21 protein-coding genes are annotated in these 26,048 nt (G+C 64.6%); 17 read left to right on the forward strand and 4 right to left on the reverse strand.

The window, feature by feature from the left end:
* Window positions 1–193 precede the first annotated feature (193 nt).
* Window positions 194–1,006: an enoyl-CoA hydratase gene (locus AB6724_RS15935; RefSeq protein ID WP_369339508.1), complete on the reverse strand. Its 813-nt coding sequence runs from the start codon at window positions 1,004–1,006 to the stop codon at window positions 194–196.
* 108 nt (window positions 1,007–1,114) lie between these two features.
* Here AB6724_RS15935 and AB6724_RS15940 point away from each other — a divergent pair, with 108 nt between their 5' ends.
* The 14 genes from AB6724_RS15940 to AB6724_RS16005 all read left to right on the forward strand — a co-directional run bounded on the left by AB6724_RS15940 (window position 1,115) and on the right by AB6724_RS16005 (window position 18,259).
* Window positions 1,115–1,906 carry an SDR family oxidoreductase gene (locus tag AB6724_RS15940; protein ID WP_369339509.1) on the forward strand — a complete coding sequence of 264 codons (792 nt, stop codon included), beginning with the start codon at window positions 1,115–1,117 and terminating at the stop codon, window positions 1,904–1,906.
* A gap of 18 nt (window positions 1,907–1,924) precedes the next feature.
* Window positions 1,925–2,875, forward strand: coding sequence for a Zn-ribbon domain-containing OB-fold protein (locus tag AB6724_RS15945; protein ID WP_369339510.1), 951 nt, complete (start codon window positions 1,925–1,927; stop codon window positions 2,873–2,875).
* A 17-nt stretch (window positions 2,876–2,892) separates the two neighbouring features.
* Entirely contained in the window at window positions 2,893–3,996 is a 1,104-nt protein-coding gene (locus tag AB6724_RS15950; RefSeq protein WP_369339511.1) for an acyl-CoA dehydrogenase family protein, read from the forward strand.
* A 16-nt stretch (window positions 3,997–4,012) separates the two neighbouring features.
* On the forward strand, window positions 4,013–4,429 hold the full coding sequence (locus AB6724_RS15955; protein ID WP_369339512.1) for a MaoC family dehydratase: 417 nt from the start codon (window positions 4,013–4,015) through the stop codon (window positions 4,427–4,429).
* A 31-nt stretch (window positions 4,430–4,460) separates the two neighbouring features.
* Window positions 4,461–5,633, forward strand: coding sequence for a lipid-transfer protein (locus tag AB6724_RS15960; protein WP_369339590.1), 1,173 nt, complete (start codon window positions 4,461–4,463; stop codon window positions 5,631–5,633).
* Between the two features lie 16 nt (window positions 5,634–5,649).
* Window positions 5,650–6,831 (forward strand): acyl-CoA dehydrogenase family protein, encoded by a 1,182-nt coding sequence (locus AB6724_RS15965; protein WP_369339513.1) that lies wholly within the window; start codon window positions 5,650–5,652, stop codon window positions 6,829–6,831.
* A 30-nt stretch (window positions 6,832–6,861) separates the two neighbouring features.
* Window positions 6,862–8,673: a long-chain-acyl-CoA synthetase gene (locus tag AB6724_RS15970; protein WP_369339514.1), complete on the forward strand. Its 1,812-nt coding sequence runs from the start codon at window positions 6,862–6,864 to the stop codon at window positions 8,671–8,673.
* Window positions 8,666–9,733, forward strand: a complete 1,068-nt coding sequence (locus AB6724_RS15975) for an MBL fold metallo-hydrolase (RefSeq protein ID WP_369339515.1) — start codon at window positions 8,666–8,668, stop codon at window positions 9,731–9,733. Before AB6724_RS15970 ends, AB6724_RS15975 begins: the two co-directional genes overlap by 8 nt.
* Before the next feature lie 11 nt (window positions 9,734–9,744).
* On the forward strand, window positions 9,745–10,938 hold the full coding sequence (locus tag AB6724_RS15980; protein WP_369339516.1) for an acyl-CoA dehydrogenase family protein: 1,194 nt from the start codon (window positions 9,745–9,747) through the stop codon (window positions 10,936–10,938).
* 118 nt (window positions 10,939–11,056) lie between these two features.
* Window positions 11,057–12,184, forward strand: a complete 1,128-nt coding sequence (locus AB6724_RS15985) for an acyl-CoA dehydrogenase family protein (protein WP_369339517.1) — start codon at window positions 11,057–11,059, stop codon at window positions 12,182–12,184.
* A gap of 1 nt (window position 12,185) precedes the next feature.
* A complete protein-coding gene (locus AB6724_RS15990) occupies window positions 12,186–13,901 on the forward strand; it encodes a class I adenylate-forming enzyme family protein (protein WP_369339518.1) in 1,716 nt (571 codons plus the stop codon).
* A gap of 276 nt (window positions 13,902–14,177) precedes the next feature.
* A complete protein-coding gene (locus AB6724_RS15995; RefSeq protein WP_369339519.1) occupies window positions 14,178–15,557 on the forward strand; it encodes a DUF1329 domain-containing protein in 1,380 nt (459 codons plus the stop codon).
* A 35-nt stretch (window positions 15,558–15,592) separates the two neighbouring features.
* Entirely contained in the window at window positions 15,593–17,083 is a 1,491-nt protein-coding gene (locus AB6724_RS16000) for a DUF1302 domain-containing protein (RefSeq protein ID WP_369339520.1), read from the forward strand.
* Between the two features lie 72 nt (window positions 17,084–17,155).
* Window positions 17,156–18,259, forward strand: a complete 1,104-nt coding sequence (locus AB6724_RS16005; protein ID WP_369339521.1) for a dienelactone hydrolase family protein — start codon at window positions 17,156–17,158, stop codon at window positions 18,257–18,259.
* A gap of 222 nt (window positions 18,260–18,481) precedes the next feature.
* On the opposite strand, the gene AB6724_RS16010 is transcribed toward AB6724_RS16005, so the two are convergent.
* From AB6724_RS16010 to AB6724_RS16020, 3 genes are read right to left on the reverse strand one after another with little or no spacing between them, the layout of a single operon-like run.
* Window positions 18,482–18,946, reverse strand: a complete 465-nt coding sequence (locus tag AB6724_RS16010) for a nuclear transport factor 2 family protein (protein WP_369339522.1) — start codon at window positions 18,944–18,946, stop codon at window positions 18,482–18,484.
* Window positions 18,946–21,423, reverse strand: a complete 2,478-nt coding sequence (locus AB6724_RS16015; RefSeq protein WP_369339523.1) for an efflux RND transporter permease subunit — start codon at window positions 21,421–21,423, stop codon at window positions 18,946–18,948. Before AB6724_RS16015 ends, AB6724_RS16010 begins: the two co-directional genes overlap by 1 nt.
* Window positions 21,420–22,421, reverse strand: a complete 1,002-nt coding sequence (locus tag AB6724_RS16020; RefSeq protein WP_369339524.1) for a WD40/YVTN/BNR-like repeat-containing protein — start codon at window positions 22,419–22,421, stop codon at window positions 21,420–21,422. Before AB6724_RS16020 ends, AB6724_RS16015 begins: the two co-directional genes overlap by 4 nt.
* Window positions 22,422–22,636: 215 nt before the next feature.
* On the opposite strand from AB6724_RS16020, the gene AB6724_RS16025 reads away from it, so the two are divergent.
* From AB6724_RS16025 to AB6724_RS16035, 3 genes are all read left to right on the forward strand, one after another.
* Window positions 22,637–23,851 carry a thiolase family protein gene (locus AB6724_RS16025; protein ID WP_369339525.1) on the forward strand — a complete coding sequence of 405 codons (1,215 nt, stop codon included), beginning with the start codon at window positions 22,637–22,639 and terminating at the stop codon, window positions 23,849–23,851.
* Window positions 23,852–23,855: 4 nt separating this feature from the next.
* Window positions 23,856–24,794, forward strand: coding sequence for a bifunctional OB-fold nucleic acid binding domain-containing protein/MaoC family dehydratase (locus AB6724_RS16030; RefSeq protein WP_369339526.1), 939 nt, complete (start codon window positions 23,856–23,858; stop codon window positions 24,792–24,794).
* Window positions 24,795–25,153: 359 nt separating this feature from the next.
* On the forward strand, window positions 25,154–26,047 hold the full coding sequence (locus tag AB6724_RS16035; RefSeq protein WP_369339527.1) for a phosphatase PAP2 family protein: 894 nt from the start codon (window positions 25,154–25,156) through the stop codon (window positions 26,045–26,047).
* The last annotated feature ends 1 nt before the right edge of the window (window position 26,048 follow it).

Genomic DNA, 26,048 nt, shown 5'->3' on the forward strand with positions numbered 1-26,048 from the left:
GCCATGCAGGCGGATTGCCATAGTGCTTTCTCCTGTTCTGAGTTGAAGAATGCACCATGACTTCCTGGGACCGTACATCTAAAAGGGATGGCTTTGCAGAGCTGCCGATAGCCGCGATGGGCCGGTCGTCGTCTCCGAGGCGGAGGAAGGCCAAGGCTGCAGTCTTCCTTGCTCCTAAGAAAATGAAAAGCGCTCATTCCCCCTTGAAGCGGGGCTGGCGCTTTTCAATGAACGCATTCATGCCTTCCTTTTGATCCTGGGTGGCAAACAGCAGCTGGTTGGCCTTGCGCTCCAGCATCAGGGCTGCATCCAGCGATGCATCCATGCCCGCAATCACCACCTCCTTGATCTGCGCCACGGCCAGCGGCGGCATATTGGCGATCAGTCTGGCCATCTTCAGTGCCTCAGGGATTACCTGATCGTCCGTACAGACTAGGCTGACCAGACCCATGGCATAGGCCTCCTCGGCGCTCACGGGCTTGCCGGTCAGCAGAATGCGCATGGCCTGGAACTTGCCCACCGCCCTGACCAGGCGCTGGGTGCCGCCTATGCCGGGCATGATGCCGATGCGGATCTCGGGCTGGGCGAAGCTGGCGCCCTTGCCGGCAATGATGATGTCGCAATGCATGGCCAGCTCGGCTCCGCCGCCGAAGGCATAGCCGCAGACGGCGGCAATGATGGGCTTGGGGCAGTTCTCTATGGGAGCCCAGACGCGCTCGGTATGGCGCTTCATGATCTCGATGGGGCCGCAGTCATCCATGCTCTTGATGTCGCCGCCGGCCGCAAACACCTTGTCGCCGCCGGTCAGCACGATGCAGCGCACGCTGGCGTCTGCGCTCAGCTCCTGGAATGTCTGCGACAGCGCGGCCTGCAGCGACAGGCTCAGCGCATTCGTGGCCTGAGGGCGGTTCAGGCACACCACGGCCACCCCGTCGTCCTCGCGTCTGAGCAGCAGCTCTGGGGGCTGGTTGCTAGCATTTTCAGTAGCAGGCGGCGGCGTAATCATAAGGGTTCCCAAGGGTTTGAACTGAGCCGATGGTCGTTTGCCGGGGGGGGAGTTACATCGTCCTTTTGGACGTATCTGCCGAGGGGGGCGAAACCTAAATTGGCAGGCATGGATACCAAAAACGAATTTCAATCTCAGGTGGTTCTGGTGACCGGCGGCACCAAGGGCATAGGCAAGGGCATTGCCCAGGCATTCTTGGAGGCCGGCGCCACGGTGGTGGTCTGCGGCCGGCAGCAGCCCGAGGAGCTGCCGCACTCCCGGGGCCGCAGTGCCGAGTTCATCGCCTGCGACGTGCGCGAAGCCCAGGCCGTCAAGGACCTGATCACCGAGGTCCAGGCCCGCCACGGCCGCCTCGATGTGCTTGTCAATAACGCCGGCGGCGCGCCGGCCGTGGACGCGGCCACCGTGTCGCCGCGCTTTCACGAGGGCGTGCTGCGCCTGAACCTGTTCTCCACGCTGCATGCCTCGCAAGCCGCGAACGCGGTGATGCAGCAGCAGGAAGGCGGCGGGGTCATCGTCTGCATAGGCAGCATCAGCGCGTTGCGGCCGTCTCCGGGCACGGCCGCCTACGGCGCGGCCAAGGCCGCGGTGCTGAGCCTGGTCAGCTCCCTGGCTGTGGAGTGGGCGCCCAAGGTGCGCGTGGTGGCCGTGAGCCCGGGCCTGGTGCGCACCGAGCAGTCCCATCTGCATTTCGGCGACGACGACGGCATCGCCTCCGTGGCCCAGACCATTCCCGCGGGACGCCTGGCCGAGCCCGAGGACATCGCCCAGGCCTGCCTCTATGTGGCATCGCCGCGCGCTGCCTATATGAGCGGCACCAATCTGCTGCTGCACGGCGGCGGCGAACGCCCCGCATTCCTGGGTGCCTCGAACGCCGAGGCAACGCCCAAAAGCCACTGAATTTCAAAGGAGACAATCTTGACTGATCAAGACTGGATGGCAGAGGTCCGCGCATATGTGGGCAAGCAGTACGGGCGCGTCCATGCCTGGGACAAGGTCAACGCCCCCATGATTCGCCAGTGGTGCGAGCTCATGGGCGTACAGGTGAAGAGCAACCCGGACGGCAAGACCATTGCTCCTCCCGCCATGCTCCAGGTCTGGTGCATGGAAGGACCGGTACAGAACAACTACCCACCGGGCTCCACCACCGAGAACCCTTACGAGGTGCTGAAGCTGATCGAGGCCCACGACTTCCCGTCCACGGTGGCCGTGAACTCTGAGCTGACGTTCGAGCGCGACGTGCTCGAAGGCGAAGACCTGTACTACACCACGCGCCTGGAGTCCATCAGCGAACAGAAGACCACGGCGCTGGGCACGGGCTACTTCGTCACGCAGATCATGGATTACTTCTCCATTGGCGCCAGCAACGGCGGGGACGAGAAGGTCGGCCAGCTGATGTTCCGCGTCTTCAAGTTCCGCCCCGCTCAGGTTCATGCACCCGCGCCGGCGGCGGCCGAGCCCGCCATTCCCCAGATCAGGCGCCCGGCCCCCGGCGTGAGCGACGACAACCGCTTCTTCTGGGAAGGCGTGAAGCAGGGCAAGCTGATGATCCAGCGCTGCAAGAGCTGCGGCGATCTGCACCATCCGCCCGGTCCCGTCTGCCCCAAGTGCCATTCCTTCGAATGGGATGCGATCGAGGCCAGCGGCAAGGGTCGGGTCTATTCCTTCGTGGTCATGCACTACCCCGAAGTGCCGCCGTTCGAATACCCGAATCCCGTGGGCCTGATCGAGCTCGAGGAAGGCACGCGCATGATTGCCCAGCTGGTGGGGGTCAAGCCCGGCGAGATCCAGATCGGACAGCAGGTGCAGGTGGAGTTCAACCGCTTTGACGGCGACCTGAGCCTGCCGCAGTTCCGCCCCGTGGCCTGAGCGCGAGGAGAGCAGTCATGGACTTTCAACTCAGCGAAGATCAGCGCGCGTTTGCCGACATGGCGCAAAGCCTGTTCGCCGACTACTGCAGCGACGACAAGCTGCGCGAGCACGACGCCTCGGGACAGCCCTTCATGCAGGAGCTGTGGCAGCAATGCGTGACGGCCGGCCTGCACAGCATTCTGGTGCCCGAATCCGCGGGCGGCCTGGGCCTTGGCGCGACCGAGCTGCTGGCCGTGCTGGAGCAGCAGGGCCGGGCTCTGGCCCAGGTGCCGCTGTGGCCGCAGCAGGTGGCCGCGGCCGCGCTGGTCAAGTTCGGCACGGGCCTGGAGGCTGCGGTGCGGTCCGCCATGGACGGCGAGCCGATGGCGCTGTCGCTCGAGAGCCTGGTGGCCAGCCGCGGTGCGGGCCTGCGGCTGCAGGGCCGGCTGCTCAACGGCAGGCTGCAGGCCGTGGCCCTGGGTGCCCAGGCCAGGTTGGCACTGGTGGCGGCGGTCGAAGCCGATGTGCCGAAGATGGTGCTGGTCGATCTGCAGACCGAAGGCGTGCTGCGCGAGGCGGGCATGCGCCAGGACTACTGCGGCGTGGCCGACATCGCGTTCAGCAACACCCCGGTGCTGGCCGTGCTGGGCGGCCGCGCCGCGGACTGGGTCAGCGAGCAGGCGATCGCCTGTCTGGCCGCTTTGCAGCAGGGCGTGACCCAGGAGCAGCTGCGCCGCACCGTCGAATATGTGAGCGAGCGCCAGCAGTTCGACCGCCCGATCGGCAGCTTCCAGCTGGTCCAGGGTCAGATGGCCGACGGCTACATCCTCATGCAGACCCAGCGCAGCGCGCTGTGCCAGCTGGTCTGGCGCCTGGATGCGGGCCTGCCCTGCGTGCCCCAGGCGCATGCGCTGCGCGCCCAGTCCAACGAGCTGGGCCTGAAGGTCGGCCGCGTGGCGCAGCACGTGCACGGCGGCATGGGCGTGGACGTGACCTATCACATGCACCGCTTCATGTTCTGGTGCCGCGCGCTGGCCGCCGAGTTCGGCGGTGCCGCTCACCACCTCGAGGCGCTGGGCCAGTGGCTGGCCGACAACGACAACCTAGGCTGGAAGTACGACCTGCCCGAAGACCGCTAAAGGAATCTCACTCATCATGGCTCACCAAACACTTCGCTTTGAATCGGTCAACGTCGGCGACGAACTCCAGGCCCTCAGCGTGCCCATCACCGTGCCCCTGATCGCCGGCGGTGCCATCGCCACGCGCGACTATTTTCCCGGCCACCACGACCGCGATGCGGCCCGCGGACTGGGCTCGCCCCATATCTTCATGAACATTCTGACCACCAATGGCCTGGTGCAGAGCTTTGTCGAGGGCTGGGCCGGCCCCGGGGCGCGCCTGATGGATCTGAAGATCCGTCTGGGGGCCCCCAACTACCCGGGCGACACCATGAAGTTCTCGGGCTCCGTGACCGAAAAGAACGCCGCCACGCGCAGCGTGCAAGTCACGCTAAAGGGCGCCAACTCCATGGGCTCCCATGTCAGCGGCACCGTGCAAGTGGCCCTGCCTTAAAACCAGAAGCGGAGACATTCCCGTGAACGATATGAATATTTCCGGCCGCGCCGCCATCGTGGGGCTGGGTGCTACAGAATTTTCCAAGAACTCCGGCCGCACCGAGCTGCGCCTGGCCATGGAGGCCACGCTGGCGGCCCTGGCCGATGCGGGCATAGACCCCAAGGAGGTGGACGGCTTTTCCTCGTACACCATGGACAAGGTGCCCGAGTACGAGATCGCGCGTCTGCTGGGCTCGCGCCAGGTGAGCTTTTTCTCGCAGGTTCCCCATGGCGGCGGCGCCGCCTGCGCACCCGTGCTGCATGCGGCCATGGCCGTGGCCACCGGCATTGCCAAGACCGTGGTGGTCTACCGCGCCATGAACGAGCGCAGCTGGTACCGCTTCGGCACCGGCGACTATAACTTCGGCGACAAGCCCTTTTTCGACAGCGTGAACTACGGCTGGTACATGCCCCATGGCTTCCATACGCCCGCGGCCTGGGTAGGCATGTTTGCGCGCCGCTACATGCACGCCTACGGCGCCACCAGCGAGGACTTCGGCCGCGTGGCCGTGGCCGTGCGCGACTTTGCGGCGACCAATCCCGCGGCCTTCTTCTACGGCAAGCCCATCACGCTGGAAGAGCACCAGAAGAGCAAGTGGATCGCCGATCCGCTGCACCTGCTGGACTGCTGCCAGGAGTCCGACGGCGCCGTGGCCATGGTCATCACCTCCAGCGAGCGGGCGCGCGACCTCAAGGCCAAGCCCGTCTACATCAAGGGCGCGGCCCAGGGCATGAGCGAAGGCCAGCAGTCCATGACCTCGTTCTACCGCGAGGACATCACGGGCCTGCCCGAGATGGGCCATGTGGCGCAGCAGCTGTGGAAGCAAAGCCGCTTGACGCCCGACGACATCCAGACCGCCGTGCTCTACGACCATTTCACGCCCTTCGTCATGACCCAGCTCGAGGAGTTCGGCTTCTGCAAGCGCGGCGAGGCCAAGGACTTTGTGCGCGCCGGCCAGCATGCACGCGGCGGCCGTCTGCCCGTGAACACCCATGGCGGCCAGCTCGGCGAAGCCTATATCCACGGCATGAACGGCATTGCCGAGGGCGTGCGCCAGGTACGCGGCAGCTCGGTCAACCAGGTCGAGAAGGTGCACAACGTGGTGGTGACCGCAGGTACCGGCGTGCCCACCAGCGGCCTGATCCTGGGCGACGACATCTGATAGCAAGGGGCAAGCCATGTTCATTGATTTGACCCCGCAGCAGCATGCGCTGCGCCTGAAGTGCCGCGACTATTTCCAGCAGCTGATGACGCCCGAGCTCAAGGCCCGCATGCGCGGCGCCGAGGGCGGCGACGAGTTCCGCGCCACCATCCGCAAGATGGGCCGCGACGGCTGGCTGGCCATAGGCTGGCCCAAGGAGTACGGCGGCCAGGGCCTGTCGGCCACCGAGCAGCTGATCTTCTTCGAGGAAGCCAATATCGCGGGGGCTCCCCTGCCTTTCGTGACCATCAGCACCGTGGGCCCGGCGCTCATGGAGCATGGAACCGATGCGCTCAAGAAGGAGTTCCTGCCCGGCATGGCCACGGGCGACATCATTTTCGCCATCGGCTATTCGGAGCCCGGTGCGGGTTCGGACCTGGCGGTGCTCAAGACCCAGGCCGAGCTCAAGGGCGACCTGGCCAGCGGCCACTTCGTGGTCAACGGCCAGAAGCTCTGGACTTCGGGCATCGAAGCCGCCGACTATGTGTGGCTGGCCGCGCGCACCAATCCCGAACTGGCGCGCCACAAAGGCATCTCCATCATGGTGGTGGATACCAAGGCCAAGGGCTTCTCGCATACTCTGATCGAGACCGTGGGCAGCTTCACCGCGGCCACCTACTACGACAACGTGGAAGTGCCGGCCAGCCGCCTGATCGGCGAGCTCGACGGCGGCTGGAAGCTCATCACCTCCCAGCTCAACCACGAGCGGCTGGGCCTGGGGGCCTGGTCCGACAAGGTGTTCGCGCCCTTCACCAAGGTGCTGCAATGGGCCAAGTCCAGGGACGAGAGCGGCCGCCGCGCCGTGGATCAGGCCTGGGTGCGCCAAAGCCTGGCCGAGTGCTATGCGCGGCTGGAGGCCATGCGGCTGACCAACTTCCGCATCGCGGCCAGCCTGGAGGCCGGCGCCATGGACGTGAGCCTGGCATCGGCCACCAAGGTCTATGGCTCCGAAGGCGTGGTGGAGGTGCTGCACCGCCTGATGGACATCGTGGGCAGCAGCTCCCTGGTGCGCGGCGGTTCGGCCGCCGCCTATCTGATGGGCGAGCTGGAGTTCGAGCTGCGCGCGGCTCCCATCAACACTTTCGGCGGCGGCACCAACGAGATCCAGCGCGAGCTGATTGCCCAGTTCGGCCTGGGCCTGCCGCGCCCGCAGCGCTGATCGCAGCCCATAACAACAAGGAGACCCGGGATGAGTGCAACCGGCATTGTTTCGCGTGAGCAGACCCAGCAGAAGCTGGACCGGCGCGGCCCTGTCGCGGCCCGCTATATGGCGTCCACGCCCTACACCACGGCAGACCGCCTCGAGGAGTGCGCACGCAATTTCGGCGAGCGCATCTTTCTGACGGAAGGCGATGTGCGCTACACCTATGCGCAGTTCAACCAGCGTGCCAATCAGGTGGCGCGTGCCCTGCGCGCGCAGGGCGTGAAGAAGGGCGACGTGGTGGCCATGGCCATAGAGAATCGCGCGGCCTTCTTCTTTGCCTGGTTCGGCATTGCCAAGCTCGGGGCCGTGGCCGCGTTCATCAACACCCATGTGGCGGGCAAGCCCCTGGTGCATGCGCTGGAGGTGACCCAGTCCCATGCCGTCATCGTGGGCGAGGAGTGCGCGGGCCGCTTTGCGGCTACCGAGGGACTGAACACAGCGCTGAACTACTGGCACTGGCCCGACGAAGACCGCCGCGCCGAGGCCGGCGTGCTCGCTCAGTTCGGCGCCGACCTGCAGGCCCTGTCCATGGCCGAGGACGGCGGGGACACGCCGCTGGCCTGGCGCGAAGGCGTGAAGGCCGGCGATACGGCCCAGTACATCTTCACCTCGGGCACGACAGGCCTGCCCAAGGCCGCCGTGATCAGCCATGCACGCTGGCTGATGGCCGGCGACTCCATGCAGATTCTGTGGGAGATCAGCGGAGACGACTGCTTCTACTGCTTCCTGCCGCTGTACCACGGTGCGGCGTCCATGTCGCTGACCTCCACGGCCATGAGCGCGGGGGCCCGCATCGTGGTGCGCCGCAAGTTCAGCCGCAGCGAGTTCTGGAACGATATCCGGCGCCACGAGATCAGCTTCTGCCAGTACGTGGGCGAGATCTGCCGCTTTCTGCTCAGCGTTCCGCCCGCGGCCGACGACCGGCAGCACACGCTGCGCAAAATGGCCGGCACGGGCCTGTCGCCCGAGATCTGGCAGCAGTGGACCGCGCGCTTCGGCGAGCAGTTCCAGATCTACGAAGGCTGGGGCGGCACCGAGTCCAACACCAACACCATCAATCTGGACAACCGCGTGGGATCCTGCGGCCGCGTGCCGTTCTGGGAAAAAACCAATCTGCGCCTGGTGCGCTACGACCAGGAAAAAGGCGATTACATCCGCGACGAGAACGGCTTTCTGCAGCTGGCCGGCGTGAACGAGCCCGGCGAAGCCATAGGCATGGTGATCGACTACCCCGATGTGGTGGCCGGCCGCTTTGAGGGCTATACCAACGCCGAGGCTTCCGAGAAAAAGCTGCTGCGCAATGTGTTTCGGCCCGGCGATGTGTGGTGGACCTCGGGCGACCTGCTGCGCTGCGACGAGGAAGGTTATTGCTGGTTCGTGGACCGCATAGGCGACACCTTCCGCTGGAAGAGCGAGAACGTCTCGACCATGGAGGTCGGCGATGCGCTGGGCGATTTCGGCGGTCTGGACGCCATCACTGTCTACGGCGTGCAGGTGCCGGGCCACGGCGGCCGCGCGGGCATGGCGGCCCTGGTCATGAACGGGGGCGCCAGCTTCGACCCCAAGGCCTTCTGGGAGCTGGCCATCGCCCGCCTGCCACGCTACGCGGCGCCGCTGTTCGTGCGCCTGATGGACACGCCCGACATGACGGGCAACTACAAGCTGCGCAAGGTCGATCTGCAAAAGCAGGGCTATGACGGCGCGCAGACCGGCGATCCGCTGTTCGTGCGCAACGACAGGCTGCAGACCTATGTGCCGCTGAGCGCCGCGGCCATCGAGGAGGCCTTGCGTGGCTAGCGCGGCCGTGGCTCTGCGGGAGCGTGCCAAGCCCGCCGATGTGCTGGACTACCCGTTCGAGCCGCCCAGGCCCGACGGCAGCCATGTGGAAATTGCGCCGGGCCTGCTGTGGCTGCGCATGCCCATGCCCATGGCGCTGGACCATATCAACGTCTATCTGCTGCGCGATGGCCAGGGCTGGGCCCTGGTGGATACGGGCCTGGGCATTCCCGCGACCTTCGAGCTCTGGGAGCGGATCTTCACGGAAAAGCTGGCGGGCCAGCCGCTGACCCGCGTGATCTGCACCCACTGCCACTACGACCATGCGGGTGCGGCCAGCTGGTTGCAGCAGCGCTTCAAAGTGCCGCTGTACATGACCTATGGCGAATTCATGATGCTGCGCTCGCTCATGGGACCGCCGCCCGACCCCTTGCCCGAAGCGCACCGCGAGTTCTACACGCGTGCCGGCGTGACGGCCGATGAGCTGGAGGCCATGCTCGGTGCCATGCGCAAGGATCCGTTCATGCCCCCGCACCCCAGCCATTACCAGCGCATACGCCCCGGCGAGCTGCTGCAGATCGGGGAGCGCCAGTGGCGCGTCGTGTTGGGCGAGGGGCATTCCCCCGAGCATGCCTGCCTGTACAGCGAGGCCGACGGCATCCTGCTGGCCGGCGATCAGGTGCTGCCGCGCATCACCTCGAACGTGATGGTCAGCCCCATAGAGCCCGAAGGCAATCCGCTCCAGGCCTGGCTGGAGTCTCTGCAGCGCCTGCGCCAGCTGCCGGCCGATACGCTGGTCCTGCCATCGCATCAGGGCGTGTTCTACGGCCTGCACGAGCGCCTGGATCAGGTGCGGGAGCACCATGAGCAGCAGTTCGCGCAAATCCAGCAGCATCTGCGCGAGGCCGCGCGGGCCACGGCGGCCGAGCTGGTGCCGGTGCTGTTCCCGCGCTTGCGCAGCCCCGTGGACCGCTTGATGGCCCTAGGGGAAACCATAGCCCATTTGAACCTGCTCCAGCAGGCCGGAGTGCTTTTGCGCCGGCCCGGAGCAGGCAATATCGAATTTTTTTCGTTGGCCTGAGGTGAGAAGCCATGACGGAACTGGAAACATTCAAACAGGAAGTCGCGCAATGGCTGGAGCAGAACTGCCCGGCTAGCATGCGCCGCCCCATTGTGGCCGAGGAGATGGTGTGGGGCAGCTCCAAGCTGCAGTTTCTGAACGAGGACCAGAAGCTGTGGTTCGAGCGCATGCGCGATCGCGGCTGGTTTGCGCCAGCCTGGCCCAGGGAGTACGGCGGCGGCGGCCTTTCGCCCAAGGAAGCGCGCGTTCTCGAGACCGAGATGGCGCGCCTGGGTTGCCGCCAGCCCCAGTACAACCTGGGCGTGTGGATGCTGGGGCCGGTGCTGGTCGAGGTCGGCACGCATGAGCAGAAGCTCGAGCACCTGGTGCCCATGATGCGCGGCGAGCAGCGCTGGTGCCAGGGCTTTTCCGAGCCCAATGCGGGCTCGGACCTGGCCAGCCTCAAGACCTCGGCACGCCGCGTGACGGACGAGCAGGGCGAGGCCTATATCGTCAACGGCGGCAAGATCTGGACCTCGGACGGTGACAAGGGCGACTGGATGTATGCGCTGGTGCGCACCGGCAACGAGGGCAAGAAGCAGGACGGCATCAGCTTTCTGCTGATCGACATGAAGAGCCCGGGCGTCACGGTCAAGCCTATCGAGCTGATCAGCGGCAAGTCCAGCTTCTGCCAGGTGTTCTTCGACGATGTGCGCGTGCCCGTGCGCCAGCTTGTGGGCAAGGAGGGCGAGGGCTGGGCCCTGGCCAAGAAGCTGCTGCAGCACGAGCGCGCCGCCATGTCCAAGTTCACCGAGGGCGGTGCGCCGTCGCACGATGCGCTCAAGACCGCGCTGCCCTATATGGTGGACGAGCAGGGCCGGGTGGCGGAGCCGGCGCTGCGCGACAGGCTGGCCGCTGTGCTCATGGATGCCCAGGCTTTTGCGCTGACCCACCGCCGCGTGACCGAGAAAGCCCTGGCGCGCCAGGATGTGTCCGGCCCCTCCAGCATCATGAAGCTGGTGCAGACCGAACAGGAGGTCGCCAAGTACGAGCTGCTGGAGCAGGCCATGGGCCTGCGCGGCCTGGGCTGGGAGGGCGAGGAATTCAGCGCCGACGAGATCGATGTATGCCGCGCCTGGCTGCGCTCCAAGAGCTACACCATCGCGGGCGGCAGCTCCGAGGTGCAGCTCAACATCATTGCCAAGCGGGTGCTGGAGCTGCCTTGACCCTCTGGGCAGCTTCGCCGCTTTCTCCCAGGGGAGCGATGGCTGTCACTGGCTCAGGCTCAGGGGAGGCACTCTCGAGCGGTGGCTGCAGATAACGAATGGATATGGAGACAACGATATGACCATGCTTTTGTCGCAGGAGCAGGAGCTGCTCAAGGACAGTGCGGCCGCTTTTCTGGCCGAAGAAGCCCCCGTGGCCCAGCAGCGCCGCCTGCGTGACGCCAAGGCCGAGCAGGGCTTTGACGGGCAGCTGTGGCGGCAGATGGTGGAGATGGGCTGGCCCGTGGCGGTGCTGCCCGAGGAGCACGAGGGCCTGGCCGCAGGCTATCTGGGCCTGGGCGGAGTATTCGAGGCGATAGGCCGCAATCTGTCGGCCCAGCCCTTGCTGAGCCAGGCGGTGATGGCACCCGAACTGCTGATCCGTGCGGGTTCCAAGGTACAGCAGATCTCCTGGCTGCCTTTGCTGGCCGGCGGCGAGGCGCGTATCGCGCTGGCGCTGGACGAGCAGTCGGGGCGGCATCTGTCCGCCAGGCTGGAGACGGTGGCCGAGCAGACCGCAAGCGGCTGGAGCCTGAGCGGTGAAAAACACTTTGTGATCGATGGCGTGGGAGCCAATGCGCTGATCGTGCTCGCTGCCTCCAGCACCGGCGCGCCCGGACTGTGGCTGGTTCCCGCCGACGCCCCCGGCGTGAGCGTGCAGCGCCAGTCCATGATCGACAGCCGCAATATGGCGCGCGTGCGCTTCGACCAAGTCGCCCTGAGCGCCGAAATGGCCCTGGTCGCCATGCCCGCGGCCAAGGCTCTGGATGAGGTGCTGGACCGCGCCCGTGCCTGCCTGGCCGCCGAGGCCCTGGGCCTGCTGCGCGAGGTGTTCGGACGCACGGTGGCCTATCTCAAGGAGCGCGTGCAGTTCGATGTGCCCATAGGCTCTTTTCAGGCCCTGCAGCACCGTACCTCCCGTCTGTATGTGGAGCTGGAGCTGCTGGAGAGCTGCGTGCTTGCCGCGCTGGAGGCGATCGACTCGGGCCGTGAGGCCGGGGTGGCAGAACATGCGAGCCTGGCCAAGGCCAGGGCCTCGGATCTCTGCGAGAAGCTGTGCAACGAGGCCATACAGATGCATGGGGGCATAGGCGTGACGGATGAGCTGGACCTAGGCCTGTTCTTCAAGCGGGCCCGGGTGCTGCAAAGACTGCTGGGGGATGGTGGTTTCCACCGTGCGCGCTTCGCGCAGCTGAAAGGTTTCTGAGATGACGACAAACACCGAGATTTCCATCGGCGAGAAGCTTCGCGGCATTCGCGCCCAGCTCACCGGGCCCGGCGCTCCATTCGAGTTGGAGCAGGTCGGCCTCGGCGATGGCCGCATGGTCGCGGCCTATCGCCATGCGTTCCAGACCCTGCCCCAGCTGATCAACGCCGGCCGCAGCCATGGGGCGGCCGAGTTCATGGTCTATGGCGAGGATCGCTGGACCTTCGACCGTTTTTTTGCCGCCGTCGATGCGCTGGCCAGCCGGCTGCAGAAACAGCAGGGCCTCAAGCCCGGCCAGCGCGTGGCCATCGCCATGCGCAACCGCCCCGAATGGGTCGTGGCCTTTGCCGCGGTGGCGCTGCTCGGGGCCGTTCCCGTGCCCATCAACAGCTTCGGCCTGAGCAGCGAGCTGATGTCCAATCTCGACGACACCACGCCGGTCTGGCTGATCTGCGATGCCGATCGCCATGAGCGCGTGAAGCAGGCGATCCAGGGTCGTGCGCTCAAGGTCGCGGTGGTCGATGGCGAGGGGGGCGATGTGCCCTGGGCGCAGCTGATCGCGGGCGGCCACGATGGCTGGCTGGCGCCCGTGCTGCAGCCCGATGACACCGCGCTGATTCTTTTCACCTCGGGGGCCACCAGCCGTGCCAAGGGCGTGGAATCGACACACCGCGCCGTGTGCCAGGCCGTGTTCAATATCGATTTCATCGGCGCTCTGGCCGCCATGAGCTCGCCGGAAGCGGTGGCCGCCATCATGGCGCGTAGGCTCCAGCCCACCACCCTGTCCATCGTGCCGCTGTTCCATGTCAGCGGCCTGCATGCGCAGCTGCTGGCCTCGCTGCGCCATGGCCGGCGCCTGGTCTTCATGTACCGCTGGGATGCGCAGCAGGCGCTGGAGCTGATCCGCAAGGAGCAGGTGACCCAGTTCAACGGAGCGCCCAGCATGGTGCAGCAGCTCATAGGCCTGCCGAATTTCATGGACCCCGAGTACTCGGGCAATCTTTCGGGCCTGGGCTTTGGCGGCGGCGGCCTGCATCCGCGCCTGATCGACGAGGTGCTGGGCAAGTTCGGCGGCCGCATGTCGGGCATAGGCTTTGGCCTGACCGAATCCAACGGCGTGTGCGCGGGCAGTTCGGGAAAGATGTTTGAAGCCTATCCGCGGGCTTCCGGAACCCTGTCGCCCGTGATCGAGGTGCGCATTGCCGACCTTGACGGAGCGGCTCTGCCCCATGGCGAGGCCGGCGAGGTCTGGCTGCGCGGCGTCACGCTGATGCGGGGCTACTGGGGCGATGCCGCCTCCACGGCCAAGGCCGTGCAGGACGGCTGGTTTCGCAGCGGCGACATAGGCGTGGTGGACGACGAAGGCTTCATCACCATCGTGGATCGCATCAAGGACGTGATCAACCGCAGCGGTGAAAAGATTGCCGCCGCCGAAGTCGAAGCCTGCTTGCTGCAACACGAGGGGCTGGAGGAGGCCGCCGTGTTTTCCATGCCGCATGAGGTGACCGGCGAGCAGGTCGTGGCCGTGGTGGTGGGCAAGCCCCAGGCCCGGCTTTCGGAAGCGCTGCTGCGCGATTTTGTCTCCCAGCGCCTGGCCGGCTACAAGGTGCCCAGCAGGATTGTGGTGCGCGTTCAGCCCCTGCCGCGCAACCCCGCGGGCAAGATGCTCAAGGCCTCCATACGCAAGGAATGCGAGCCGCTGATGGGCCCGCTCTGATCTTCGATAGCTGCAGGTGACAGGCCGAGAAATCGGCATCCCTGTTTACCCTGGTTGAACCCGCCGCTGCGCTTGCAGAGGCGGGTTTTTTCATTGGGTACGGCCCTGGGTGGTGAGTGGCTAGGGTCTGTCAGTAGTCCCATCAGACGATGGGCAAAAAGCCTCCCAGCCCCAGTATGCGAATGCCAGCAAATGGCGCAACAAGAAGGGCTCGGCGCAGGTTCAGACCCGTTTGTAGCACTTTCAAAAATAAGTTTCAGAACTTAGGAGACAGAGATGAAGTTTGTGACGAACAAGACTCCACTTGCCGTAGCGGTGGGCTTGATGATGGCCGCGTCGGCATGGGCAAAAGTTCCGGCCAGCGAAGCAGATCACCTGGGCAAGGACCTGACCTGTGTCGGTGCCATCAAGGCGGCCAACAAGGAAGGCACGATTCCCGAGTTCACGGGCAAGTGGGTGGGCGCGCCGGCCGGTGTGGCCCATGTGCAGGCCAGCGGCAAGCATCCCGCCGACATCTATGCCGACGAGAAGCCGTTGTTCAGCATCACGGCCGACAACATGGACAAGTACGCGGACAAGCTGAGCGACGGCCAGAAGGCCATGCTCAAGAAGTACGCCAAGACTTTCCAGATTCCCGTGTATCAGGGCCATCGCGACTTCCGCTACACCGACGAGGTCTGCGCGGTGCTGAAGAAGAATGCGCTGGAGTCCGAGGTCACGGAAAACGGCCTGGGCGTCAAAGGCCATTTCGGCGCCATCAACTTCCCTATCCCCAAGAACGGCACGGAAGTGATCTGGAACAACCTGCTGCCCACGCGCGCCTACACGGAGTCCATCGTGCGCGACACGGCCAGCGTGCTCTCCGACGGCTCCATCACCTATGGCCGCCAGGACAATCGCAATCTGGACATGGTCAACAAGCCCGAGAACCTCGGCAAGCCCGTGGAAGGACCCATGGCCTACACCATGACCAAGGGCCTGCTGCCGGACCGCGAAAAAGGCGGCGTGACCAACTCGGTGGAGCCCACCAACTTCGGCAAGGACAAGCGTCTGGCCTGGGCCTACGACCCCGGCACGCGCCGCGTGCGCCAGGTGCCCGAGTACGGCTTTGACCAGCCCATGGTGGGGACCGGCGGCAAGATGACCATCGACTCCGACCGCCTGTTCAATGGTTCGCCCGAGCGCTACAACTGGAAGCTGATTGGCAAGAAGGAGATGTACATCCCTGCCAACAACTACAAGATCCACCAGGCCACGGTCAAGTACGCGGACCTGCTCAAGCAGCATCACGCCAATCCCGACTTCATGCGCTATGAGCTGCGCCGCGTCTGGGTGGTGGAGGGCACGCTCAAGGAAGGCTATCGCCACCTGTATGGCAAGCGCGTGCTGTTCGTCGACGAGGACACGGGCCAGGCGGTGGCCAGCGATATGTACGACGCGCGCAGCCAGCTGTGGCAGCACGCCTTCATCAACACCTATTACTCGTTCGATATCAAGGCCTGGCATGCGGGGACCTCGTTCTACCACGACCTGAATTCGGGCTCCTACATGGCCTACAACCTGTTCCAGGAGCGTCCTCTCGGACCGGTTCTGAACAAGGGCGACCTGACGCCCTCCATGTTCACTCCTGAGGCCGCGCGCAACGCCGGCAACTAAGCTTTACCAACGAGCGACTGACTATGAAAAACAACATGAAGAAACTCACCCCCATTGCGGTGGCGACACTGCTGGCCCTGGGCATGGGTTCGGTTCACGCGGGGGAGACCATCGAGCTGGGGGACGGCCTGAAGTTCGACTGGCGCTTGAACATGAGTTACGGCATCGCCACGCGTCTGGAGAATCCTTCGCCCGTCATCGCCACCGACGGTGACAACAACTTCAAGAAGGGTTCGCTGACCGCGAACCGTCTTGGCGCGGTGTGGGAAAGCCGCTTGTCCAAGGGCGATAGTGGTTTTGTGCTGAACGCCAGCACCTTCTATGACGATGTCTATCACCAGACCAATGACAACAAGGGGCCCATCAGCACCTCGGGTCCGGCGAATCAGTTCACCTCGGCGGCCAAGCGCTACGGCGGCGGCTATTCGCGCCTGCTCGACACCTATGCCTACACCAGCTTCAACCTCGGCGAAAGCCGGGCCACGGTGCGCGTGGGCAAGCAGGTCGTGAACTGGGGCGAGTCCATGTACTTTGCCAATATCGCTGGTGCCCAGGGCCCCAGCGATGCGGCCAAGGCCGCATCTCCAGGTGCGGAAATCAAGGAAATCCTGCTGCCCGAAGACCAGATTTCCGCGTCGCTCGAGGTGACTCCCAAACTGTCGCTGCTGGCCCACTACCAGTTCGGCTTCCACGAGACCCTGCTGCCGGCCGTGGGCATGTACACCAGCACCACCAATCTGCTGGGCCCGGGCGCCACCTGCGGCTACAAGGTCGGTGCGAACTGCTTCCTGCCGCGCGGCAACGACATCCGCCCGAACAACTCAGGCCAGTGGGGCATCGGCTCGCGTTACCGCGTGACGGATGAAACCGAGGTGGGCCTCTACTACCTGGACTACAAGGATCGTTCGCCAAGCATTGTGATGAATGGCGGCGGCTATCAGGTCAAGTACTTCGACGGCATCAAGATGCTGGGCACCACGGTCAGCACGACCTTCGGCATGTTCTCGGCCTTTGGCGAAGCCAGCTATCGCAAGGGCACCCCGGTGCTGATGGGTGCTGCCTCGACGCCGGTGCGTTCGGATGTGATCCAGGGCAACGTGGGCGGCATCTTCAACATCGGCCGCACCAGCTTTGCCGACGATGTCTCGCTGGCCGCCGAAGTCTCGGGCTCGCGCGTCATGAGCGTCGACGAGGGCAGCATCGACAACCTGTCTTTCAAGACCCGCAATTCCCTGGTGGCGGGTGGAACCCTGACCCTGGGCTACCCCGGCATCTTCGAGGGCTGGGACCTGAGCGTGCCCATCAGCTACCAGTCCCAGATCAGCGGCCGCGCCATGGTCGGTACCTTCGGCGGCGGCCAGGGCGACAGCCGTCTGAGCATCGGCGCGACCTTTGTGCGCAAGAGCAATCTCTCGGTCAATGTCACCTACACCAACTACATGGGCAACCCCTCCGCGGATCCGCTGCGCAACCGCGTCCTCGCCGACCGCGATCAGCTGTCCATGACCGTGAAGTACTCGTTCTAAATCCCACGGACGAAGCCTTGCACAAAAGCCCGGGTTTGCCGGGCTTTTGTGTCTGAGCCTGGGAGTAAGCAAATGCAAATCCTGAATGAAAAAACCTGGCGCCTGGCCGGCATGGGTGCGATGTGTCTGTGGACTACCGTGGCCTCGGCCCAGTTCATATTCGATGCCTTGCCGCCCTTGCCGAAAGTGGTCCCGATGATGCCCTCCACGGTGCTGCAGAGCGATACCCAGGGCGATATCCGCTACAAGTCCAGCAGCCCCTACGACCTCGATGTGCTGCTGAACCAGCCGGCCAAGGCCGAAGCCACCATGGGCATGGGCCGGCTGATCCTGCCGCGCGCGGCGAGCGACAGAACGCCGGTGCCCGCGATGGTGATCCTGCCCGGCGGCGCCGGGGTGATTCCCGGCCGCGAAAACGAAACCGCGCAGGCACTGGCCGACAACGGCATCGCGGCCCTGGTGGTCGACAGCTTCAAGCCGCGCGGCATCAGCGAGGAGATGCCTTATGCGCTCAAGATCATGGGAGCCTCGGAGTTTGATGCCGTGGCCGATGCCTATGCGGCGCTCAAGGTCCTGAACAAGCATCCGGCCATCGATGCCAAACGCATCGGGCTCATGGGCTTTTCCAAGGGCGGCATTGCCGCGCGCATGAGCATGGACGAACGCATACGGGACAAGCTCGCGCCCCAGCTGCCGGCCTTTGCCCTGCATGTGGACTTCTACGGCCCCTGCTATGCGGCCATACCGACGCGCAAGACCACGGGGGCGCCGTTGCTGAGCTTTCGCGCCGGCGCAGATGCTTCCAACGATCTGGTGGCCTGTGCCAAGCAGGAGGCGGTGTTGCGCCAGGCGGGTTCCGATGTCAGCACGGTGGTCTATGCGCGGGCCGGCCACGACTGGGAAAGCAATACGCCGCGCGAGCTGACCGAGCGCCCGTATCTGGCCGGCTGCACCATCGAGTTCAACGACAAGGACCTGCCCACGCTCAACGGCCGCGCCCTGATTCCGGCCGGGGCTCAGCCGGACCGCCAGACCCGCTATCAGATCCGCGTGCAAAGCAGCAAGGCGCTCGGCGATTGCGTGAAGGTCGGCTATATCAGCGGGCGCGACGAAACGGCCAGAAGCCTGGCGGGCAAGCAGCTGCTGCAGTTTCTCAAGGCCCGCTTCGAGCTCTAGAGCTGGGCTGCAGACCAAGTCCCAAGCCGGCAGTCATGCCGGCTTTTTTCTGTCTGCCTACAAGTTGTTTCTGCCGTAGAACGCTTGTGCAATCTGCGCCGCAAGCCATGTGCGGAACCGCATTCATATGGTCGGCAGCTGCGGCTTGGGTTGCCGGTGCTGTGATGAAAAAAGCCACGCAGAGCAAACTGCGTGGCTTGGAGCCGGATCTAGGGTCTATCGTCAGCTTCGAAGCGCTGGCTGCAGCACCGAACGCTCACCGATCTCCAGCAGCATGGTCATGCTGCGCTGCTGAATGCGCCAGCCCTGAGGCAGCTGCACCCAGCTGTCCTCGTAGAAACCGATGGCGTCGTAGCGCAGCTGCGAGCGCTCGCCCAGGCCGCGGTGGGCCGCGCGCACCTGGATCCTGCTGCGGATGCGGCTGGGATCGCTGGCGTCCACCTCCAGATTGCCCAGCAGATGCTGGGTGGGGCCGCAACCGTCCAGATGCGAGCTGATCATGCGGCGGACCTGGTCCAGGCCCTGGCAGGCATAGCTGCCGCCGTAGAGCGTGCTGCAGTCGGGTGCGAACACCTGCTGTAGCAGCTCCCAGTTCCGCGTATCGCATGCCGTGGCATAGCGGGTCAGCACCTGGGCCAGAGCATGTTCGAGCAGAAGCTGCTCCGTTGTGCTGGCTGCGGCTTGCATCACAGCTTGCCGTTCACCGAGGACTGGGGCTCGGGCTTGAGAATGCGGCCGCCGGCATGCATGGCTGCGCTGCCCGAGGCGGCGCCGGCCTGGGGCTGGCGGCGCAGCTGTCTGGCGCGGGCCCTGGCCTCGGCGCCTTCCACATTGAGCCAGCAGGCCATGGCGGGCAGCAGGAAGATGGCGCCCAGCATGTTCACCAGGAACATGAAGGCCAGCAAAATGCCCATGTCGGCCTGGAACTTGAGCGCCGAGAAGGCCCAGGTGCCCACGCCTATCGACATGGTCAGCGCCGTGAAGATGGCGGCGTTGCCGCGCTGGCGCATGGCCTCGTAGAAGGCCTCGCGCAGCGTGATGTCGCGCTCGCGCAGCGCGTGCTGCATGCTCTCGAACAGATAGATGCCATAGTCCACGCCCACGCCCACGCCCAGCGCCACCACGGGCAGGGTGGGCACCTTGAGGCCTATGCCCAGCCAGGCCATGAGCGCATTGCAGAGAATGGACACGATGGCCAGCGGCACCACGATGCACAGCACGGCGCGCCAGCTGCGGAAGGTCAGCCAGCACAGCAGGGTGATGGCGCCGAAGATGGAGCCCAGCATCTGTACCTCGGCATGTTCCACGGCCTCGTTGGTCGCGGCCGCCACGCCGGCATTGCCGCCCGCGAGCAGGAACTTCACATTGGGCGTCTTCTCGGCCGCGATGAACTTGCGTGCCTCGCCCATCACATGGGTCAGCGTGGAGCCTTCGTGGTCCTTGAGGAAGACCTGCAGGTTGATGACTTGGCAGCCTTCGGTGTTCAGGCCCAGGTCGGGCGACAGGGCCTTGGCTCCCGAGCGCAGCGCGGCTTCGGTGCGCTGCAGCGCGGCCCAGCGCGGATTGCCTTCGTTATTGCCCGAGGTCGCGATCTTGGCCAGGCCGGAGACGGTGGAGACCGACTGCACGCCGTCGACGCGGCTCATGTGCGCTTCGAAGCGTTCCACGGCGTTCATCACCGGCCAGTTCAGGCAGCTTTCCGTGAGGTTGGAGGTCTCCACATACACGGACAACACATCCATGCCTATGGAGTAGTGGCCGATGATGTTGTCGTTGTCGCGGTTGTAGCGCGAGTCGGCGCGCAGCTCGGGCGCACCGGTGCCGATGTCGCCGGTGCGCAGGCCGCGCGATTCGTAGGTGCCGACCACCAGGAAGACCATGGCCGCGGCCAGCGTGAGCAGGGCGGGGCGCGACTCGGCAAGCGCCGAGAGCTTCCACCAGCGCGTGTTGCGGCCGTTGGCGTCGGAGGAGACAGCCGTCAGCGCGGTCTTCTCGAGGCGGATATTGGCCAGCACCGCGGGCAGGAACACCTTGTTGGTGATGATCATCAGCAGCACACCCAGGCAGGCGGTCAGGCCCAGCTCGTGCACGATGGGAATGTCGATCAGCATGATGACCATGAAGCCCAGAGCATTGGTCAGCAGCGCCAGCGTGCCCGGAATGGCCAGCTTGCGAATGGCGTTCTCGGCGGCCAGCTTGGATGTCAGGCCGGCGCGCACATCATGCTTCCAGGCGCCCGTCATCTGCACCGCATGCGAGACCCCGATGGAGAAGATCAGAAAGGGCACAAGGATCGACATGGGGTCGATGCCATAGCCCACCAGCGGCAGCAGGCCCAGCAGCCAGATTACGGGCAGCAGCGCGACCAGCAGGCCGACCACGGTGAGATTGGTGGAGCGGGTGTACAGGCGCAGCATGACGGCGGTGATCACAAAGGCCACGGCAAAGAAGGTCATCACCGTGAACAGGCCGTCCATCACATCGCCCAGGACCTTGGAGAAGCCGATGATGTGGATGGAGATGTCCTTGTTCTCGAACTTGCTGCGGATCTCCTCCATGCGCTGGGCGACCTGGTGGTAGTCGAGCTTCTCGCCGGTCTTGGGGTCCACTTCGAGCAGGTCGGCGCGCACCATGGCCGACTTGAGGTCGTTGCTGACCAGGCTGCCGATCTGGCCGGACTTGGCCACGTTGGAGCGCACCTGGGCCAAACCCTGTTCGTTGGCTTCGAAGCGCGAGGGAATCAGCACTTCGCCCACATAGCCGTCTTCGGTGATTTCTATGTATTTCACGTTTGGCGTGAACAGCGAATACACCTGACCGCGGTTGACGCCGGGGGTGAAGAACACCTCGTCGGTCACGCCGCGCAGCGAATCCAGGAATTCCTTGTTGTAGATATCGCCCTGGCCCTTCCATTCCACGCTCACCAGGATACGGTTGGCGCCCGAGAAGGTCGCCGCGTGCTTGAGGAAGGCGGCCATGTACTCATGGCGCAGCGGAATCAGCTTGTTGAAGCCCGGGTCCAGGTGGGTGCGCAGTGCGGAAACGCCGAGCAGGGCCGTGGCGATCAGCGTGAGCGAGACGATGGTCTTGCTCCAGGAAATCAGCCAGCGTGCCGTGGCGGCAATGAGCCGGTCCAGCCGGCTTACGGGTTCGGAAAGAGTCATGGGTTCGCTCCTTGGCCAGATGCAGAGGCCGCCTTGGCCCGGGTGGAGAAGGGTTGCAGGCCCCCATCGCTGGAGATCCAGCCGCTGTCGGGGCCGGTCAGCGCAATATCGGTCAGCGTGGCGCGGCCCTGGGCGCGCTGCAGCGCGAAGCTCTTGCCGCCGTCCTTGCTGATGCCCAGCATGCTGCCCTGGCCGACCAGAACAATGGTTCCGTCCTGTTCCTGGGCGTGGCCGAAGAAGGAGACTGCGGCGGGCACTTCGGACTTGGCCCATGGCGCACCGGGTGCGGCCTGCAGGAAGACATTGCCGCGCATGCCGTAGATCAGCCAGCCGCCGTCCTTGGTGGCCATGGCGTTGTAGAAGGAGCCGTTGTAGAACGCGGGCTCGGCCTGCCAGGTTGCGCCCGCGTCATCGGATTTGAGCACCAGGCCGCGCTCGCCCACGATCAGCCAGTGCTGCTTGTCGGCAGAGCTGGCGATGCGGTTCAGGTGCTTGTCCTCGACCTCGGCGGGCAGCGTCATGGGCTGCCAGTTCTGGCCGCCGTCCTTGGAGACCATGGCCTTGCCGAAGGCGCCGACGGTGATCCAGTCGCCCGAAGGCAGGCGCGCCACCGACATCAGCGGCTCGCCGTTTTCCTTGGTGAAAGCGACTTCTTCCCAGCTGCTGCCGCCGTCCCGGGTGCGCAGAATCCAGCCTTCGTGGCCCACGGCCAGACCGGTCTTGTTGTCGGGGGCAAAAGCCATGCTGACCAGCAGGGCCTGGCGGTCCTGGTTGAGCTTGGCCAGCGCCCAGTGCGCGCCCCGGTCGTCGGAGTAGAGGATTTCGCCCATGGCACCGGCCGTCAGCAGACGGCTTCCGACCTGGTCGATGGCATTGAAATGGCTGCCTTCGACGCCAATCGAGCTTGGCGCCAGCGGTGGCGGGGTGCGGGGTGCAAAGGCCAGAGCAGAGGCGAATGCCACCAATGCTGCTGCGCCGATACCGACGGCTGTTTTCACGTTGTCTCCTTTATCAGTCTTTTGACGGCCCATGCGTGAGCCAAAAAACCTAGGGCGGAGATTGTTGTTTCGAGGGTTTTGAAGCATCGTCCGAATGGACGTTTGTCCCGAGAATCGCGGGTATCTACGGGGCGGCTGTCTTAGTCTGTGTTGACGATGGTTGCGGCCCGCTTCATTCCACACAATGAAGCCACACTTTCTTGATAGGGAGACATATGGGTTTGCAAGGAAAGGCAGCGCTGGTCGGCGCTGCACAGTACAAGCCTGAGAAGTACGCGACAGCGCCGCGCATGTTCCATCTGGAGCAGATCGCCGATCTGACGCTGCAGGCGCTGGATGATGCGGGCATGGAGCTGTCCGAGGTCGATGGCCTGATCACCAGCGCGCCGCACTTCCACGAGGCCAACAGCTTTGTGCCGGCCATGGCCGGCGAATACCTGGGCGTGCGCCTGAATTTCGCCGAGGTCGTGGACCTGGGCGGTGCCAGTTCGGTGGCCATGGTCTGGCGTGCGGCCGCTGCCATCGAGCTCGGCCTGTGCAACACCGTGGCCTGCGTGCTGCCCGCGCGCATGGCACCGATCTCCGAGCACGACGACCATATCCGGGAGGTGATGAAGGCCAGCCGCTTCGGCGGCCACAGCACCCGCTTCGGCGCGCCCGAGGCCGAAATGGACCTGCCCTATGGCCATATGGCGCAGAACACCGGCTACGCCATGATTGCCCAGCGCTACGGCGCCATCTATGGCTACGACGCGGCGGCGCTGGCGCGCATCAGCGTGGACCAGCGCTTCAACGCCTGCCACAACCCCAACGCCATGTTCTACGGCCAGCCGCTGACGGTGGACGACGTGCTGAACTCGCGCATGGTGGCCGAGCCCCTGCGCGTGCTCGAGATCGTGCTGCCGGCCGCCGGTGGCGGTGCCATGATAGTCACGCGCGCGGACCGCGCCAGGTCCACGAAGAACCGTCCCGTGAGCATCATCGGCTGCGGCGAACATGTGAGCAGCAAGTCGCCCACCTATATGGCAGACATGCTGCAGACCCCGATAGGCCCGGCGTCGGCCAAGGCCTTCGAGATGGCGGGCCTCAAGCCAGCGGACATGCACATGGCGCAGATCTACGACTGCTACACCATCACCGTGATGCTGACGCTGGAGGATGCGGGCTTCTGTGCCAAAGGCAAGGGCATGGATTTCCTGCGCAGCAACGACTTCACCTTCAAGGGCAATTTCCCCATGAACACGCACGGCGGCCAGTTGAGCTTCGGCCAGTCAGGCACGGCCGGCGGCATGTCCCAGGTGATAGAGGCCATCCACCAGATCCAGGGGCGCGCGGGCGAGCGCCAGCTGGGTCGTCATGATCTGGCCTATGTGTCGGGCACCGGCGGTGTGATGAGCGAGCAGGGCGCCTTGATCCTGCGGGGAGCGTAAGAACATGGCTTGGAACAAACCTCTGCCCCATCCGACCGAAATCTCGGCTCCGTACTGGGAAGGCCTCAAGGCCCACGAAGTGCGCATTCAGCAATGCGATCGTGGACATTCACTGTTTTTTCCGCGTACCCATTGCCCCACTTGCGGCTCACGCTCCTTGAAGTGGAGCAAAGTCTCGGGTGAGGGCACGCTTTACAGCTTCACTGTTGCGCGCATTCCCACCATGCCCGAGTTCACGGACGAGATGCCTCAGGCGCTGGCCGTGGTCGAACTCAAGGAAGGCGTGCGCATCAACACCACCATGGTCGGCGTGCCGCCCGAGGCGCTGAGGATCGGCATGGCGGTGCGCCCCGTGTTCGACGAGCGCCCCGGTGAAATCACGCTGCTGCGCTTTACCGACAAGGCCGGCAGCCACCCCGCGGTGATCAAGGCTGAGGAAGCTCCTGTCGCTGCGGCCGTGGCCGAGGATGAAGCCCCCAGACGCAGGATTTCGGTCAAGGACATCGAGGCCATGAAGTCGCTGGTGTCCGAGGAGTACAGCCCCTGGTCCAACGAGTTCACCGTGAGCCAGGAAGTCATCAACGACTTCGCCAAGCTCTCCGGCGACGACTACTGGATCCACACCGACCCGGCGCAGGCCAGGGAGAAAAGCCCGTTCGGCACCACCATCGCCCACGGCGCGCTGGTGCAGGTGCTGGCCAGCCAGCTGCGCATTCCGCTGGACTTCGAGGTGGTGGACTTCAACAACATGGTCAACTACGGCTCGGACCGCCTGCGCTTCCCGACCCCCGTCCCCTCGGGCTGCAAGATCCGCGCGCGCAGCCGCATCAAGTCCGTGGAGCAGGTCAAGAGCGGCGTGCAGATGACCATGGAGCTCAACATCCATGTGGTGGGCCAGGAACGCCCCTCGGTCATCAACGATCTGGTGATTCTCTATATGTGATCGCCGCAGCCCGGGCGGTGGTAGCCGTCCGGGCGGTGTCTGCGTTCTCCAGGTTGGGGCTTTGCCGGAGCAAAGCCCTTTTCTATGTCGGTGTCGGCGCATGTTGACGTGCCGCGTCGCTCACACCTACGGCCATCCTAGGACTCATTGACGAGTTGCCAGCAGGCCGGGCGGGCATTCTAGGGCCGGCATGAAACACAAAGCAACGGGAATGCTGTCGAGTTGTGCAGGCAAGCCGGTGCTCATTAAGATGGAGCGGACGGCCATGTTCTATTTTCGTGAACTGGGTCTGCGCGCACTTCCTTGGTGCGCGACAGCCCGGGCGATACCTTGGCTGCATTGACCTGTTGGGGGGCGTGATGAGCTTGATGCAGGGGATCGCAGATGGCCGGCGGTTCATAAGCGCTGGAAAGCTGGCTCCAGTTCTTTTTCTCGCAGCCCTGGCTGGAGGGGAGGCGGCATGGATACAGGCCCATAAACTGGTCTTTGTGGGCACCGAGCCTGTCCTGTGGGCAACGCTGGTGCTGATATCGATCAGCGCGGCCTATGGCTTGACCGGGCGCAGCCGGGCGCTGTCGGAGATGTCTTACTACGCGGCCCTGTGGGTGGTGGCTGCATTGATAGGCGCGATATTGACCTATCTCTGCGCGACCTTGAACCTGCCCCTGCTGGATGAGGAGTTCACGAATGCCGATCTCGCCCTGGGCTTTCATTGGCTGAGCTTCTATGCTTTTGTTCGGGAGCATAGGCTGGTCGCCACCATTCTCACCATTGCCTATTTCAGCGGCCTGCCGCAGATCTTCTTTTCGATCATCTACCTTGCCCATATAGGAAGAAGCGACAGGAACGACGAGCTATGGTGGTCGTCTACGATAGCCCTGGTTCTGACCTCCCTGCTGTCCGGCCTGTTTCCCGCCGGGGGTACCCTGTTCTACTATTCCATAGGACTGGAGAACGCGGTGCACCTGCCTCACTTCCTGGCACTCCGGGATGGAAGCATGACCGCGTTCTCATTCGACGAAATGAAGGGTATTGTGACCTTCCCTTCGTTTCACACGACGACTGCCTTGCTGCTCATCTATGTGTATCGACAGCTTGGGATATTCCGCTGGGTTCTGGCGCTGAACGTCCTCATGCTGATATCCACTCCTATCAATGGCGGACACTATCTGGTGGACATGATAGGCGGCGGTGCTGTCACCGTGTGTTCCATCTACCTGATGCAGCGCGTCAGATTTTTCCTGAACAGGTAAT

The organism is Comamonas guangdongensis (assembly GCF_041079535.1).
Taxonomy (GTDB): Bacteria; Pseudomonadota; Gammaproteobacteria; order Burkholderiales; family Burkholderiaceae_C; genus Comamonas; species Comamonas guangdongensis.